Here is a 16,202-nt window from a genome sequence, read left to right on the forward strand (position 1 = left end):
TAAACCTGATTTTTGACCTGTAAAGCACAGAGGTTTACAGGTCAAAAATTGGGTTTACATGCCATGCTCAACACGCTCGTCCGTCACCCTTATTTTGCAGGATGACTTGCCCGCAGGCTTACAGTCGTCACGCGTTAGTGGTGGTGACGACAAAGACATCAAGCGTGCAGCAACTGCGTAAATCTCAGCCGCTCAACAGGCCCCCTATGATTTCAGATCAAAGCGTAAATGCCCCACCTCGCCTCGACATGGGCTCGTGCTTCCCTGAGTCCACGCCGGTACAAGTCCCCCAAAGCCCTGATAGCCCAGAGGCCCGGCAGAAGATCGCCGAGTGGTTGCTGGAGAACCGCCGAGCCATGAATTGCTACAACGCTGGCCATACGGGGCAACTCATCACTCACTGTCTTGAAAGGCAAACTTCTGAGCAATGTACTTCGATGAGCTCTCTATATAGGGGAACACGGTACTTTCATTTATATTGAGCCGGTCAAGCTCTTTCAAAATATTTCTCTTGTTCGTTACCGCTATGCGGTGAAGCGTGATATCGGAGGTACCTTCCTCATCCAACACCGCTTCATCACCGAATAGAAGGAAAGCCCCTGACTGGAATGAGATTCTGCTATTGGTGTGTTTTCCTTTGACGCACAATACAGAGCGAAGGTGTTCAGGCTCCAGGCGAGGTTCGAAGAATGGCTTTTCTTCCTTGATGAAATGAAGCAGCTGCTTCAGTGCTCGCTGAGTATTAAACTCCTCCACCCCTACCGCTTCGAATGACATTGAGTCTCTCACACCCTTAGATAAGCGAGACAGATTGGCAACACAGCTTGCCGTGTCGGAATCGAAATATTTTATATAACCAGTATCCATGGAAAGCACGATGACTTCTCCGTCATCATCCAGGTGGCTCTTGCAGCAGAAGTACAAGCCGATCAACGGGTTTGAAGTAATATCAAGCAAACGTGTCGGTAGCGAATAATGTTGCATTCGCACCAAACGATCGAGGGTATAAATATCGCCACTGAAGTCCAAGGAATTTGAAACCAGCAGCTCTCGATACATTCGATCTTCGGCGTCGCGATAGACAAAATTTCCCTTCTGATCCCTGCGAAAAATCGAAGGTTCCAGGCGATATTTTTTGCTATTGGAGTGCCCCCGATAAAACACCTCTCGACCGCCATGATTCAATCGGAACACATGCTCAATGAACGTGCCGACGCTGTTAGCCCGAGTTTCCGGTGGTAAGGTGGCAGGAAGATCCTCTTTGGTGACTTTCGAGCCAACTATTCCTTCCGGCAGAAGACCTGCGTGATGAAGAATGGCAAAAAGGTCTTCGTCCTTGACTGCCCAGTGCGTGCGATTGATCTCCCAATCCCGAATATCAAGAGCGGCTTGATGAGGTTTGATCTGCTCAAATTCGATGGGTGCAATTTGCGGATCCATGATCGGTCGAGCAAACAAAATTCTGCCGTCTCTACGAAGCTTTACCTCAACCCTCCCCACTCTCATGGTGTGTTGCGTGCCCTCGTACGCGAACAGACAGGGGAGCTCCATCAGCGCTTTAAGCTGAGGCTCTTTGAGCTCTTTGAAGCTCGCAGCGATATCATCGTTCGTGTATTCCAAAAAGCGACTCTTATCATATTCATAGCCGCTTTCCCACGCACCCTCACGAGACGTCACTAGAAAATTATACACAACCCTTACCCCCTTCCTTGGTTAGTGCCAATATATGCCAAGACCGATGCTTTCACTGTTACGATTGAAACTCACATCACCAGCCGATTCAAGCATGCTCCCCCATCATTTTCTCATAGTGCTCTTCAAAACCAGTCCTAACAAAAACCTGCCTAAATCGATCCACGTAATGCGATGGCACAATCTCACCAAAATCAGTCAGATTGACTGCGTCGGAATGAGACTCGCGGTTCACATATCGATAGAGGGCTTTAAATTCTGCATCCTCGTCAGACAGTGCCATAAGTGCTGCCTGGAGCTCATCCTGTCTATGTACGAAGGTGAAGTAGTACTCCAGAATGTTTCGCATCATGTTTGGAATAACGCTAGAAGAAGTGCGACCTGCTTGAGCATCCTTGATGGCCTGCCAGAATGATTGATAGTCATTCTGTACGTCACTGGCCTTCATCGGTGTGATCATGCTGTGAGCTGCCTTGGTGATCCGGAACAACGAGTATTCGTCGGACTTCCTGAGGTGCTTGAGCATTTCATGAAAGAAGAACAAATTGTGCGTCAGGATGAATACTTGTTTAAAGCGTTCCTTGGGGCTCAGCACTCGCCTATGGATCATTGTGGCGATGTCGTAAATATAGTTGTGAGAGAGGCTTGATATAGGATCGTCAATGACGATGATCCGCTCACTTTTGAGCTTGCCACCTTTATCGTCGAGCTCGCCATTACAGACTTCAAGGAAGTACAGGAATGAGATGAGGGTTTTTTCTCCCTCGCTGAGCGTCTTGAATACACCAGCCTGCTGATCAGGCCGCTGCAGTCGATAGCGCGGCAACTCTCCCTCCTCCCTGACCACCAAAAAGCCGTTCAGGCCCAATGCGGTAAGCGACGAGTTAATACTGCCAATGGATTGATCAATATTCGTGATCTTGGCTTTACTCTCGGCGATGACATCCTGGTGAGCTTGTGACTTGAGACGGATCTCATCCGCCAACTTGCGTTTCGCTTCCTTCTTGACACCAAGCTCTTCGTGCACCTTTCTGGCCGATGCGATGGCACCATCGCAACTGGATCTGAAGCAGATCCAGAAGCGTGTCTTGATTTTTTCCAAGTGGTTTTTCTTGTCTTTCACCTTGAGATTGAAAGCATCGATTTTCCTTTGACCTTCCGCAATCAAGTCGGTGAGATCATCAATGAGCAACCCGGTAGGCTCCAGTGCCACAAGCATTGAAGGACTGGTCACTTTGGCATCCAGCTTTTGCGTATTCTGCGAAAGCAGACCATCGAGTTTCGTAATCAGCAGTTGATACTCAGACGCATCGTACTCGGGACGCTTGAACTGGGTTCTCAAGCGAGTGACCCCGCCTTCATACCGCGTTTTCAGAGCTTTCAATTGGGTGATGCGCTGCTCATACGTCTTATCGAACACCTTCTGGATTTCTTCGTAAAATCCAGAAGGTAGACTTTGCTGACAAAACGGGCACTCCTCCCGCTGCGGGTACTGCAACCCTCGCTTGACCCAATCGGAGTTTCCCAGGTCGGTGATCAAGGCGGAAAGATAGGAGTCGCCGGAGCCGGCAATGGCCTCCGATAGCAGCGGGCTGGTTTCCACATCCGCTTCCGCAAACCGGATTGTGGGTATGCCAGGCAGCTCAGCATCACTGGCTGATTGCAGCTGTTCCGCCTCCGCCGCCAGCGCTGAGAAATCATCCGGCGACGGCGCAAGAGACAGGGTGCGTAGCTTTTCCCCAAGCCGCTCCTTTGTGTTGAGAGAAGCGAAGCAGTACCGCAGAGGCCCGGTATCGAACGGTCTTTTGAGGGCCCATAGCTGATCGAGCAAATCCGCTTTATTGGATTTCTGGGATTCCCCGAACCCATTGCCCGCTGCCACCTCGGCCTGATGTTCAATCAGTAGCTTTTTGAGTGCTTCTTCAGCCGCGAGCAGCTTTTTCTCAGCCTCAATATTTCCTTCATTGAGCGTGAAGATCCCGGGCTGTGAGCTTGCGTGAAAATTGGTCTCCATGAACGTATGGTTGTAGACCATCACTTCACGTTCCGCCGAGACAGGCTGGGTCTTGCACTGGTGGTAGAGCAGGTCAGAAGGATCTTGGAGATAGTTGCCGATCGTGGTCTTACCCGTTCCATTGTGCCCATAGAACATGTTCACTTTCGTGAGTGGGCCGATCTGGGAGTTTTGCTCGGGGGAGTAGCTCGAAACGCCGCGCAATATCAAGTTCTTGATCACGATGCTATCCTTGGCTGCTGAAGGCCACTACTCGGTATCCTATTACCGTCGTGCCTAAGAGGAAAGACTGCTTTCGAGGCCTATTTAGGCGTTTGCCTCCAGCCAACCTTCGCCTCGACGACACATCGATGGTGACCTGTTCAACCCACAATTTGCCGGCGTCTGCGCTGATGCCAACCAGGCGCATGCCTCTCAACAGATTGCCTTTGACCAGACAGCTACCTGAATGGCGAGGGGACAACTGGCAGCCCCAGCATGCCCCCAACGAAACGGCTCAGCCAGAGCCCCTACAATCCTGATCCAAGGTATCATTTCTGACCGCACGGGCAGTCGCCCTCGTTGATCAAGGCGCTCAGATGTCCGTCAAATTTGTCCTCTTCGATGCCTTCGGCACGCTTGTCCGCATCCCCAAAGCCACCCACCCCTATCGTCAAATTATCAAGGAGGGCATCCGCCAGGGTCGCAGGCCGCGACCAGATGACCTTCACCACATCATGGCTCGTGCTCTGAGCCTAAGCGATGCGGCAGAGCACTTCGGGATCAAGATCTCTGCAGATCGCATGGCCGAGGTTCAAGGTGCCTTGGAAGCAGAGCTGGACAGTATCGAAGCCTTTGAAGATGGGATTCGAGCCGTCGAGAGATTGCAGGCTGAGGGCATCAAGATTGCCATCGCGTCCAATCTAGCAGCCCCATACGCAGCGCCTGTCCGGCGCCTGTACCCAAACATGGATGCCTATGGCTTCAGTTTCGCTGTTGGAGCCCTGAAACCCCAGCCATTGCTGTATCGAGCTACTTGCGAACTCTTGGGGGCAGAGACCAGCGATGCCTGCGAAGAAAACGCTGTGCTGATGATTGGCGATTCAGACAAGTGTGACCGTGACGGCCCTATGGCCGTGGGCATTCGGGGATTTCTGCTGAACCGCAATGGGGGTAAGGATTTCGCCAACCTCGATGAGTTTGCCGACTCCGTGTTGAAGGCGCGCGCCCTCATCGCCTCCCCTGTAATACCGGCTAGTCATCGTTCCTGAGCGCATCCAGAACCACTTTGAAAGCAGCGGTCTGCTGTCGGCGCGTTGGGTAGTAGAGATGGTAACCGGCGAAGCTTTCCGACCACTCCCGCAAGACCTCCACCAGCGCTCCGGTGGCAAGGTGCTCATGCACGTGCGCATCAGTCACTTGGGCGAGCCCCGCCCCGACCAGACAGGCATCAAGAATCTGCATTGAACTGTCCATGATCAGCGGCCCCTGCACCCTTATTCGGAACTCTTGGCCTTCACTTGTGAACTCCCAGGGATACAGCCCACCATGTGTCGGTAATCGCAGGTTGATGCAGCGATGGGTTATCAACTCCTCGGGGCGCTTGGGAGTGCCATAACGCTTAAGGTAGCCAGGTGAGGCCACCGTGACCATACGCATCGGCGGCCCGATGCGCACGGCCACCATGTCAGCGTCAATGATGTCACCCAACCGCACGCCTGCATCGAATCGCTCTGCGACCACGTCTGTCAGGCCATAGTCAGTCACCCGCCTCGTCAACACATGCGAACGCCCTCGCTAGCTCTCACGAAGAGTCGCAGCATAGGTCTGTGTCTCCTCATCCTGAGCCAGAGCAAGTGCCACGCCAACCTATGACAAGGTTCTTCCATAAGGTCGATTCTTGCCACATCATCACTACCTGGCGCGAAGTCTGTTGGACGTCTACTCCGACCCTTTCGAGCTAGAAACCTAGGCCGGAAGCTTCAACACCGACCCTTCTCGGCTGAGACTCACCCTTGCCGTTTGCTAGGACATAATTTGATCGAGTTACTGAAATCAAAGATCGGGCTGCTACACGGTGCAGAGCTCGAAAAATTCGTCAGACAACTGCTGCCGACGGTCTCCGACGACTACGAGCACCTGACCGATACACTGAATCACCTGGGGCGAGTCACCCAGGGGCCTGCCGACCTGCTTGCCTTCAAGCAGTCCAATGGTCGATACATCGCTGTGCTGTGCTCTGGACAGATTTCTGGGCTCCAAGCCAAGGTGTTAAGCGACATTGAAAAGCTCAGACGAGAGAACTGCGCCATCCGAGATCGGATAGACCAGGTGGTCATCTGTCTGTCAGTGCCTGGCAGTACCGACGAAGAGATCTATCGCGAAGCATGTGAAAAACACGGATGGTCAACAACCGTGTACGCCCTGGATCGCCTGGCTCAGCTCGCGAGCCAAAGCCCAGAGCTCACTGATGCCATGTGCGCCCGCGAATTGTACGAAATGAGAAAAAAGCTGGCCCTTGAGTTGCCTCCGCAGCCAGTACTCGCACCCGCCCCAGCCAAGGAGCGGCTCTACAACTGTGGGAAGCGTGTCGGCACCGTGAGAGCTCGCCTGGGGCTGTCTCCAAGCGAGTTCATCGATTTGATCGACTACGACAGTGAAAGGCGACTGGGCCAGGTGGAATCCGAGACGCTCGACATGAGCCAGTTAGAAATCACGAAGGTCTGCGAGGCAACGGGGGTTTCCGCAGAATGGCTAATACATGCCAAGGGCAGCATGTTCCCGATCGAGAGCATCTCAACCTATCACTGGGCAGAGCTCAAGCAGCTGAAAGATGCGAACCCCAAATCTGTGCATATGCTCGTCAATAGCAAGACCCAGCAATTGGTAATGCTCGCGCATCTGCACGCCAAAAATTGGAAAATTTACTGCATCGTATTCGATCTAAACTTTGCTGCATGGGCGGATGGTCATTACAACATCCCAGAGATTTACGACATGCTCAAACAGCTCGATGACGACTACAAACGACGTATTAGTGGCCGGATGATCAGCCCCGAGAATTTCGCCAGTATTCTTTCAGGCAACACTCATCCAGCACGTTTTCTAGAAACGACCAACAATGCAAATATGCATTGGTTTGATGACCTCCTTGACTATCGTCACGGGCATTCGATAGCTGAGAACTATGAAGAGTGGTACGGGAAGTGGTTCACAACCGCTCAGGAGTACTTCAGACGCTACGAAGTTCAGAAGGTGGCGTCCAAGGCCGTGGAGCCTCAAAGCAGCATCTGAGGTCTGTGATATCCGGCAGAGGTTGGCCATGACATCCAGCACTGGAGAGTGGCCAGTCACGCTTCACGGTGGCTGAGGGCGCGGTAGGAACATGACAAATGCCTGCTCATCCGCCTTCGCCTTCACTCAGCAGATGAATGACCTCAGTGGCCATCCTGCTCGCTGGAAAATAGCTGCAGGACGGTAGAGAGTTGAAGCGCAAGTCTTCGACCACTCCCCACCAGCACGTAATCGGTATGCTGAGTCCGGAAGTACATCTCATCAGTGAACGCCACCAACGGTGTTGAGCGCAGCCACTCGCCGGCACGGGGGGCGCCCGAACTGCTGTAGAGAATATCCAGTGCAAGTAGCATCACCGGCTGTTGGCTTTGGCCGGCCATCCGCTGCATGACCTGCCTCGGCGCCTCCAGATCAAGCTAGAACCAATTGCCGACGACGCAAATGCTACGACCTGGAAACGCTTGACGCCCGCCCGCTATGGCGTCGTCCAGCGCCAAGGTTGTACCGCACATGACCTTACCTGGGCCGAGCAGTTGGCTTACCTGATGATCTTGCATAACTGCTCCATGTTTGCCTCACTGAGACGGCTCGAATCGTCAATGGCGACCCGAAATAACAGCCTGCCACCCCCAAACCCCTGCGACATCAGCTCCAGTGGCTGATACCAGCACGTAGCGACTCCCGGACAACGTATGGGCTATCAGGTAACCATGATCTTCAAGGAACTCCAGCACGGTTGAAGTTCTGATCAGGCGACCCTCTGCAAAACGCTGGAGGTTGTCTCTGTACACCTGCCCGACCAGAGAGAAGCCTTCAAGCTGGGGCAAGTAAAGAATCGCGGTTGGAGTCGGCTCAAATTTGACAGATGCCACCTGCATCACCGCAGACGGTAGCGCGTCATGAGCAGGCATTGAGGTGCTCATGACCGGCAAGCCAATTCGCGATGACGTAATAGTCGTTGCCGCATATCGAACGTAACAATATGAACCCCTCTTTCTCGTCCACAGTTGTCACCTGGGGTGTGGCGATCGTGGTGCCATCGGCGATCACTCCGGCCCGATCCAGGAACACGCTAGCGGCATACCTTTCGCCCACTTTCGCCGCTTGGGTCAGATACGCATCAACAAGCACATCCCACTGGATTTGCCGAGCGATCAGAACGTCTGGCGGGATTGGCACCGCATCTACAGCGCACCGTTGTACTTCTGACACGTTAAATCTCCACAACTTTGGAAGCGTCAAAGCCGGTCTGCTCCAAAGGGTACCCCTTCGGATTTGAGATCAACCGGCAGCCCCCCATCTCAATATCGATAGCGTGATGCGTGTGCCCAAAAACCCACACATCTGCCTTCATCACGAGCGAAGGCCAACTATTGCAATACGAGGCTGTAAGGTGCCCGTCCTGCTCATGCCCCCCGACCTCAATCAGTGGCGAATGATGAGTGATCACGACCGTGCGTCCAGTGAATGGCTTCTCCAACTCCGTGGTCAGCCACGCCTTTGCCTGGCGACTGCGTGAGGCAACGTCGTCAGGACGCAAGCGCCGGTAATTTTCTCCAGCGCGGATGACTTTGAAGTCAGTCATCGAGCTCATCGCCTTTGCACTGGCCGCTGTCACATCACCGGTCGCACGAAAGTCAGTCCATCCCGTGCAACCTAAAAAACGAATTCCGTCCCGGATGAACACATCCTGCTCAAGCACGTGTACATGACTCGCCGCCAGTTGTTTGGACTTCTCCAGTGTCCGGTCAAAATGCCCAGAGTAGAATTCGTGGTTGCCCAGGACGTACAAAACCTCGGATGAGAACACCTCGTTTGCCCACCGGATTCCGCGCTCCTTTGTATGGATGTCCCCAGCCAAGACGACGAGATCAACATCCAGTTCTGCCGGCTCAAAATGCTCGAATTCGAGATGTAAATCGGACAAGACGCCGATCCTCATTTACCCACCCCATTTCTCGATTTAGCGGTAAATTGAAGCGTCAACACCTGCGTTGAGAGCAGTACGCTCGCGTGCCGCCTTGGCAAAGCCATCGGTGCGTCAGCCCAAACAAGACGCGCATCCTAACCCATATTGACCATTACTGTCATCATCCACCGTTTAATGGTCATTTCAATTGTGGCTCTATCCTCGCTTTTGGACGCTTATGTCACTCAAGACCGAGATAGCGGCAACGCTCCGAGCCATTCGCGAGCAGAAACAGGTCAGCTATGAGAATTTGGCTGGCGGCTCCATGCGCACAACAATCGGTTATCTTGAGCGTGCAGAAACCGGCGTGACCCTGGACAAGCTCGCCGACATTGCGCATGCCTTGGATTTCAACCTGGTCACGTTGATCGCACTGAGCGTGGCAAGCCAGCAGAACCAGGACGCGCAGACCGTGCTTGAAGAGGCGACGCGAGAACTGCAGACTTTTCTAGCAGCAGGCGGCGCTGAACTCATTCAGGGACAGGTTGAAAACGGAAAACTGGTTCAACGACCTGCTGGCAAGCCCCAGAACACTCGTAATCGTGAAGCCGTCTTGGCGCTTAAGGCTCAAGGCAAGACACCCGCTGAGGCAACCAAGATGCTGGGCCTGTCTCGCACCACGGTGAGTCGATACTGGCAGCAAGGAAGTGGCGGCAAGTAAACGTCTGGGGCAGTGTCGAGCACATGAAATGTTGACCCAAACCTCAGTGGCGCTTCTTCTGATGAAAACCCACCATTGCGTCAAGGAATGGGGATGACTCACCCACTGCGCGCCCCGATTATGTGACAGAAGAATTTTTCAAAAGGCAGTAATCCGATTTGCGTAGCTTCGGGATTGAGTAGTTCCCTTCCCAAGGCGTTCAGAAGGTGTTCCTTTCATATTTCACCGCTAGGATTGGCTAGATCGTGCTTTCTGCAAACTAAGCTATACCTTAGTTTTTCGATAAAACCGCCCTGAATCCGGCCAAATCTAAAGTGAATTTTAGTATTTCGTAACAGACACTCGCCGAAACTTACCGGGCCAGTGCGGCCATCGCCACGCGAGCTAATCTCGTCAAAGAGGGGGCGAGCACATTTGTTCTCCTGGTCAGCCCCCCCATCAACCCCGGCCTGCCACCGGTGTGATTCTGCAGCACATCGACGTGCTCTAATGAGGAAATCGGAAGAAGACCTGCACCATTTTCACCAGTGAGTCTACTAGCGACTCCAGCATCAGGCGTCCCTTCACTACATCCATCTCAGAAAGATCATCAATACCGACCAGACCATAAGCTTTGCCAAAACCCGAAGAAGGCAGATGCGCATCCGCTTGCCTGAGCTCGTTTATCCCCACAAGCACTTTGGTAATCGCCCTGGCATCATCCTGGCTCACCTCCTTCTGCAACGCTGCCTCCAGATGCTTGACCGAACCAGCCTTCATCTTGGGTGGCGGATCAGCAAGCACTGAGAGTGCGCTCCCATCCAAAGACTCTACGGTAACCCGAGCCAAGTCCTTAGCCAGCTCAAGCAACCCGGTTTCCTCAAGCGCACGGAACCGATAAATTCGACTAAAGATGTCCTCGATCGCAGGGTGCGGGGTGAACAGCGGCTTGCCAGTCAGCTTTGCAAATACCTTGTTGAGCGTGGTGTAAGCTCGCTGCAACCGCGCTTCCGGGGCATGCGTATCAGCAGGGTCAGCATTGGCTTGGGAGGCCAGGAGTTCCCTCGAAACACCGCCATTAGGGGCTACATTGGCCCCTGCCCACACGCGCTGCTGCCATAACGGCAGCCTTCCGATGTCCTTGCCCAAAACATTGATAAGTCCAAGGTCATTGAGCCCAAAATGCACGCTGTGGTTTCGGGTCAGTCCAATGAAGCCCGTGTCGCGGGTTGCCCAGCTCAGCGAAAAGTTTCGATACTTGCTAAGCGTGGTCGTGATGCTCGGTCGGAACCAAAGCCAAGATCCACTATCCGCCAGACGGCTACCTCCAATCCGCTCTCCGGAACCATCGATAGCAAAATCCACCGTGCCAACAGGCGCCTCACCCAGCACCCGCTCGCTGACGCGGCCTGGCTCGACCACATCATTTTTCCACAGCGAACCTCTGATGATGTAAAGCTTCTTACCCTGATGCTTGACCGTCCAAGATTTGGAAACGACTGAATCGTCGTTTGGAAAGCCAAGTAAAGGCACCTCATCATCGCCATCGATGTCAGTGCGAGAAGCATGAAACACTGCGGTCGCTGAGCCGTAGGGATTGCCACCCTCGTGTATCGCCTGTCTGACCCCCTCCCACTTATCCCTATCCGTCACCTCCTCCAGTAGATCGGACGACCAGCTGATATGGGAGGGGCTGGCAACGACTTGCTGACGGCTCCGATAGCTGGAGACCAGGAGATACATTCCACGAGCCTTCAAGTAATCGCTTAGGTGCTCCAAACGTACATCCAGGCGGACAGGCTCGCCGGCGTCGTTGCGCAACAGCCTCGCGACCTCTTCAAAGCCCTCATCGGGTCTTAGCCACTTATCTCCTTCCCGCAGCAACCCCATGGAGATCACGAAGTCCTGATGCAAATGCCATTCATCAGGCGCTTCACGCTCAAACGACTGCTGGATGACGAGCCCAGTACCCACGGCTCCACCGTGATGGCTAGACCAGTCGCCGGCCCAGTAAAACGTCGTGCGGCTCTGTTGCACGCTGGGGGCTTCCGGCTCGGGTGTGCTCGCAGGCGCTACCGGTGTGGCAGCCTTCGGCTTCTGTGAGCGCAGATTCAACGCCAGGCTCAGGTTGGTAAAAGGCACACGGAACGATGCAAGCGATTCCTCCTGACCCGCCTGACCGACCTCGGAGTCTTCCTGAGACTGATCAGCAGCGCCTGCCTCGGTCGAGGGCGCAAGAGGTGTCCAGAAGTACTCAGTTACGACACCGCCGGTGTAATCGTTACCACCGATGTCGCCATAGTCCAGCTTGCTGATTTGCTCACGATGGCTGAGCTCGAACATGACTGAGCCGACCCCGAGGTACTCTTCAAGAAAGCCCTCATGGCCATACTCGCCTTCGCTACAGAGCCATTGATGGGCACGGAGCGGTATCCAGACTGTCCGGTCAATCGAGGTTTTCCGGATCTTGCGCATCTCAAACCAAGATTGAGGCTTGAGCTTGGCCATCTTGGGAACCACCGTAACAGTAGGCACAACTCCCGATTCATCTCTCAAAACCAGTACAGCCGCCATTTCACGTGCATGGTCGAGGGTGTCCAAGCACTTACGAAGCATTTGCTGTACATCGTCAGGCGGCATTACTTGATCGATAGCCTCGACCGGGAAAAAGTCACCCGGACTCTCGGAGCCATGCGCTTGCGAATCCCAAACCACGAAGCTAGGGCCTTGGGCTAACACATCTTCGGTGCGACTAAGGTCAGACCAGGCGCTGCGCCATTGATCCACGACAGTATCGCAGCGAGCATCCAGCTCATCACGGGTTGGCTGCGCCTTACCTACCTGAGGCCCATCACCAGCGGCGTCCGTAGCCCCTTCCGTTCCTTGATCTTTACTCATCCGCCCCTCGCACGTGTGCTGCCGATTCCAAGGTACGGATTAAACCATGAGCGCAGAACGGCCTGCATAGGCATCTGAATTCAATCACGTGAATCGCGACATCACAGAGGTGCATTCACCCCCATCAGCCTTTCTGGCTATGGACGTGCGAGCTTTCCTGGCCACATTGGGTGTGCTCCGCTCCGAGCCGGCACGCTTCACGCAGCGGCCCAGAGCGGGAACTGGCCATCAGGTGTCTTGCTCAGGTTCCGGATCACGCGCAGCCCTTGTGAGCGACTGGATCAGGCGTATAAAGCCTTTGGTCTGAGCAAACTTTTTGTAGAGGGCCGGGGTGATGTCAGACAGCTTGGCAACAGCTTCCCCCATCGTGCTCCTGAGTTCTGTCGAGTACTTGAACGCTGCGATCTGCTCGGCCTTCGCATCGAAGAATTTGGCCAAGGCGGGAAGGCTGTCGGGGTTGCGGCTCAGGTACGCCAGGAACAGAACGATTCGTTGAACCTCTTGCGGGTTAGACGGCTGAACATCCGGGATGAGATGGCCATATTTCGATAACGGGATTGCGAAATCATCAGGCTCCACCGACTCCGCGAAGAGCATCTTTCTCAATCGTATACCGATGACGTTGCGCTGCTGGGCATCAAGCAAACTGAGCAGCGAATCCATCATGGCGTACTGGGGCGCTCCCCACGGCGAAGTCACGGTGCCGCTGGCGAGGGAGTTGAGCACGTTGACCAAGGCATCGCCAACAGCCGCGATCGACTGTATAGGCTCTTGATTGCTCACTATCCCATTCAGGATTGCCTGGTGCTGCTTGGCCCCCGCCGAGATGGTCTGTACCCACTCATCACAAGTCCGCTCCTTGCTCGTGAGCTGCTTGAGTAGACCCTCCCGAGTTTTCGGCAGCACATTTTCATCCGCCTCCATGACGACGTTGATCAATCGGACGTCGGCCTTGAGAGCGTCCTTGGAGGCTTCTGCGATAGGATCGTCCCAATCTATAAGCCACAGCGCAATCTCGGCCTCAGAAAGGCCAACCTTCGCAAGCGCTTGGGTTATCACGCTAAAGTTGGTGGTTACCCAAGAGCAGTTCAGACGCGCAATGCGCTCCTCTCGAATCAGGTAGGCGAGATAGGCAGCTACCGACTCTCCCACTTTGGAGTCGGCCACTAACTGGAACAAGGCACTCGTGGTAAGGGATGCGTTCGCCAAGGCCCGGAAGACTGACGATTCAAAGACACCATCCAGATCATCGAGCTCGGCGAGCGAATCTGGGTCGACTTGCCGAATGTATGTCACCGCCGCCACCGCCTTAATCAGCGGACTGGCATTGTTGGCCAGCAACGTTGTAATCGCGTTGCCGATGACAGGGTCAACATTCGCGGCCAACCCAAGTCCCAGCACAGCGCTCTCTACTTCTCCGGCAGCACCTGTAAATTTCGCCAAGCTAGCCACGTCGCTAGCAGAGATCCCTCCTGTCATAACGCCGCCGAACTTACGCGCCCCGTACAACCACTCAAGAGCAGGCACGACGCAGTCGGTCGGCAGTACCGCTACCCCCATCGGGTGATCAGCGCAACTAGCCAACTGCACGTGGGCCTCTGGCAGACCCGCATCAGCGAAGGTAAATCCACTCGCCTTGATCACCTTCAAAAGAGCAATATCGGGCAGCAGGTGCATCACGTACTCGCAACGCTTAACAACGACCGCTTCAAACTCCAGTCCTTGCGCCTGGAGGTAATGGTCGTATTCCTGCATGAGTTCCCATGCCGGCGTCAGTTGATCTGGATCGAACGCTGCGTTCAGTATTTTCAGCAGACTGGTTTTCAGATGGCCGCCATGAGCACTCAGTAACTGCCCCTTCAGCCCATGGCCTCTGCAATAACGCACTGCTTCGTAGAACTTCTCAGCCCCTGTTTTCGACTCCTCAAATAGCTCCAGCTGCGCGCTGTTGAGCAACGCCAAAAGAGGCCCAATCCAGTCGCCTTCACGCGCCTGATGTGCTTGGGAAATGGTTGGCAGCAGAGAAGCCAGCGATGGACGCTGGGATAGAAGGCGCTTCATGGCGTCAGAGAAGCCGAACAGTGAAGTGAGCTCCCCCAACGCGTCGGAATCCTCTTGGGCAAAAGCTGCTGCCAGTGGCGTGTCCAAAAGCTCGGCGATCGCGATATCACCCGTGGTGAGGTAATGGATCTGCAGAAACTGGATCTGCCATCCGGTCTCCATGGAAGCGCCAAGAGTGGCGCCCAGCAGGGCTCTGGTCTCCTTGACTAGCCCAGCTTGCTCCTGCCCTATTTCTTTCTGATAGGTCTCCGATAAACCACCTGTACGCAGCATCTCCACCAGCGAGAAGTCGGCGTATTTGCACAGCAGGAGATGGCTAGCGATAGCCAAGAGGCTGATATCCTCCCCCACTACCAAGGCTGTGGTGGCGATGTCATTGATGAATTTTTTCTGCAAGCGTGGCGTGACGAGGTTGTTGGCCATGGGGCTGTGGCGCTGCAGCAGTTGCGCGCACTGCTCGATGACGTTCCCGTCACCATCCGGGAAGCTGTGGTTCCACAACTGACGGAAGCCATCTTTCCAGCCCGAGGTGATGACCGGCGGAGAACGGAAAACCACCGGGAATTTTTTCGCTATGAAGTCCCTGGCTTCATACCGCCGATCACCGTCTGCCTTCAGGTATTCCGCCACCTTGTTGGAGCAAAAAGGAACGATCACCGTCAGATTCGCAGCGTGGGTAGCAACCTCAATAAAGATCTCCAGGTCGCTCCACACCGACCGCAGGCTGTCCTTTGGCAGGCGATCAAGGTTGTCCAGGATGATGACAAAACGCTTGTCCTCAACCACCTTCAGCTGTTCAAGAAGGGTCTTCTTGAGATCAAGGGGCGTCACCTCCTTGCCAACCTCAACCTTCTCCTGAATATGATCGTCACTAGAGCCCTTGAATAGGCTCAGAAGGCTCCATTTCTGGGTGCCGACCCGCACCTTCCTATGCCAGAGTTTGGCGGCGCCAAGGATCAGCATCGGGCTGCAAAATGAAAGGAGGTGCACCCCTATAAGCCACCAGAAGGGGTCTTGCAGAGTGTTGGTGAGCGCGGCGGCTTCCGGCGTCGTCCCTGTGATGGCCGCATGGGAACTGCGCGAAAGTGCAAAAAGCTCCCGGAATGAGGTGGCAGCGAAGAACAGGCTAGCGATCAGTGCCAACGCCCATACACTGACCCGGCTCGTTGTCCGTTTGTTGTATTCGAACAAGCGCCCGAGGGCTCGATCGCGAGAGGCTTTCAGGGTCTCGGCAGCCCTGCTGACATGAGGCACTTCCTTGAGCACCTCATCAGTGAAGAGTTCGATGAAATTGCTCTTGGTCGAGCCCTGGTAATTCTGCTCGCAGTCGAAAAACCAGACCCTGAAATCAGAGTCAGCTGCCGTCAGCTTTACCTTCAGCATGCTCAGAATCGAGCTCTTGCCGGAGCCGAACTCACCATCCAGGCCTACAACCTTTGAGGGGCCGTCACTCAGCAAATGACGGTGGATCGCGCTCGCCACCTTGTCATGGCTACCACCGGGGAACACGTCCTGAGTTGCAGGGTGCTCGGTATGGAAATTGATCAACCGCATAGAAGTCCTTTTATGCACCTCTGCGTGCTATGTCATCCCCGACAGCAGAGAATGACGCTGGAGCCAGATTGCCCCAACCAGGCGATGACACCGCAGATGCT

The 16,202-nt window shown here is 54.5% G+C and carries 12 protein-coding genes; 3 read left to right on the forward strand and 9 right to left on the reverse strand.

What is annotated here, in order from left to right; genetic code table 11:
* Nucleotides 1-393: 393 nt before the first annotated feature.
* The gene (locus K3F44_RS12425; protein WP_220632336.1) at nt 394-1,692 is read right to left on the reverse strand and encodes an FRG domain-containing protein; all 1,299 of its coding nucleotides are present in this window, start codon (nt 1,690-1,692) and stop codon (nt 394-396) included.
* A gap of 88 nt (nt 1,693-1,780) precedes the next feature.
* Nucleotides 1,781-3,928, reverse strand: coding sequence for an AAA family ATPase (locus K3F44_RS12430; protein ID WP_220632337.1), 2,148 nt, complete (start codon nt 3,926-3,928; stop codon nt 1,781-1,783).
* A gap of 356 nt (nt 3,929-4,284) precedes the next feature.
* Here K3F44_RS12430 and K3F44_RS12435 point away from each other — a divergent pair, with 356 nt between their 5' ends.
* Nucleotides 4,285-4,956, forward strand: a complete 672-nt coding sequence (locus tag K3F44_RS12435; RefSeq protein WP_220632338.1) for an HAD family hydrolase — start codon at nt 4,285-4,287, stop codon at nt 4,954-4,956.
* Here the strand turns inward: K3F44_RS12435 and K3F44_RS12440 are convergent.
* Nucleotides 4,940-5,452 (reverse strand): LysR substrate-binding domain-containing protein, encoded by a 513-nt coding sequence (locus K3F44_RS12440; RefSeq protein ID WP_259406989.1) that lies wholly within the window; start codon nt 5,450-5,452, stop codon nt 4,940-4,942. The genes K3F44_RS12435 and K3F44_RS12440 overlap by 17 nt on opposite strands.
* Before the next feature lie 270 nt (nt 5,453-5,722).
* On the opposite strand from K3F44_RS12440, the gene K3F44_RS12445 reads away from it, so the two are divergent.
* Complete coding sequence (locus tag K3F44_RS12445) at nt 5,723-6,979, forward strand: helix-turn-helix transcriptional regulator (RefSeq protein ID WP_220632340.1); 1,257 nt, start codon at nt 5,723-5,725, stop codon at nt 6,977-6,979.
* A 143-nt stretch (nt 6,980-7,122) separates the two neighbouring features.
* Here the strand turns inward: K3F44_RS12445 and K3F44_RS24835 are convergent, their stop codons facing one another.
* From K3F44_RS24835 to K3F44_RS12465, 4 genes are all read right to left on the reverse strand, one after another.
* Complete coding sequence (locus tag K3F44_RS24835; protein ID WP_409077674.1) at nt 7,123-7,389, reverse strand: DUF6957 family protein; 267 nt, start codon at nt 7,387-7,389, stop codon at nt 7,123-7,125.
* Between the two features lie 186 nt (nt 7,390-7,575).
* A complete protein-coding gene (locus tag K3F44_RS12455) occupies nt 7,576-7,890 on the reverse strand; it encodes a hypothetical protein (protein WP_220632341.1) in 315 nt (104 codons plus the stop codon).
* Nucleotides 7,877-8,191 carry a hypothetical protein gene (locus K3F44_RS12460; protein ID WP_220632342.1) on the reverse strand — a complete coding sequence of 105 codons (315 nt, stop codon included), beginning with the start codon at nt 8,189-8,191 and terminating at the stop codon, nt 7,877-7,879. The genes K3F44_RS12455 and K3F44_RS12460 overlap by 14 nt, the downstream gene beginning before the upstream one ends.
* Nucleotide 8,192: 1 nt before the next feature.
* On the reverse strand, nt 8,193-8,921 hold the full coding sequence (locus K3F44_RS12465; protein ID WP_220632343.1) for a metallophosphoesterase family protein: 729 nt from the start codon (nt 8,919-8,921) through the stop codon (nt 8,193-8,195).
* 205 nt (nt 8,922-9,126) lie between these two features.
* On the opposite strand from K3F44_RS12465, the gene K3F44_RS12470 reads away from it, so the two are divergent.
* Nucleotides 9,127-9,609, forward strand: coding sequence for a helix-turn-helix domain-containing protein (locus K3F44_RS12470; RefSeq protein ID WP_220632344.1), 483 nt, complete (start codon nt 9,127-9,129; stop codon nt 9,607-9,609).
* A gap of 486 nt (nt 9,610-10,095) precedes the next feature.
* On the opposite strand, the gene K3F44_RS12475 is transcribed toward K3F44_RS12470, so the two are convergent.
* Entirely contained in the window at nt 10,096-12,486 is a 2,391-nt protein-coding gene (locus K3F44_RS12475) for a hypothetical protein (RefSeq protein ID WP_220632345.1), read from the reverse strand.
* Between the two features lie 228 nt (nt 12,487-12,714).
* Entirely contained in the window at nt 12,715-16,101 is a 3,387-nt protein-coding gene (locus K3F44_RS12480; protein ID WP_220632346.1) for a P-loop NTPase fold protein, read from the reverse strand.
* Nucleotides 16,102-16,202: the final 101 nt, after the last annotated feature.

It is taken from the genome of Pseudomonas sp. S07E 245 (genome assembly GCF_019599025.1).
Taxonomy (GTDB): Bacteria; Pseudomonadota; Gammaproteobacteria; order Pseudomonadales; family Pseudomonadaceae; genus Aquipseudomonas; species Aquipseudomonas shirazensis.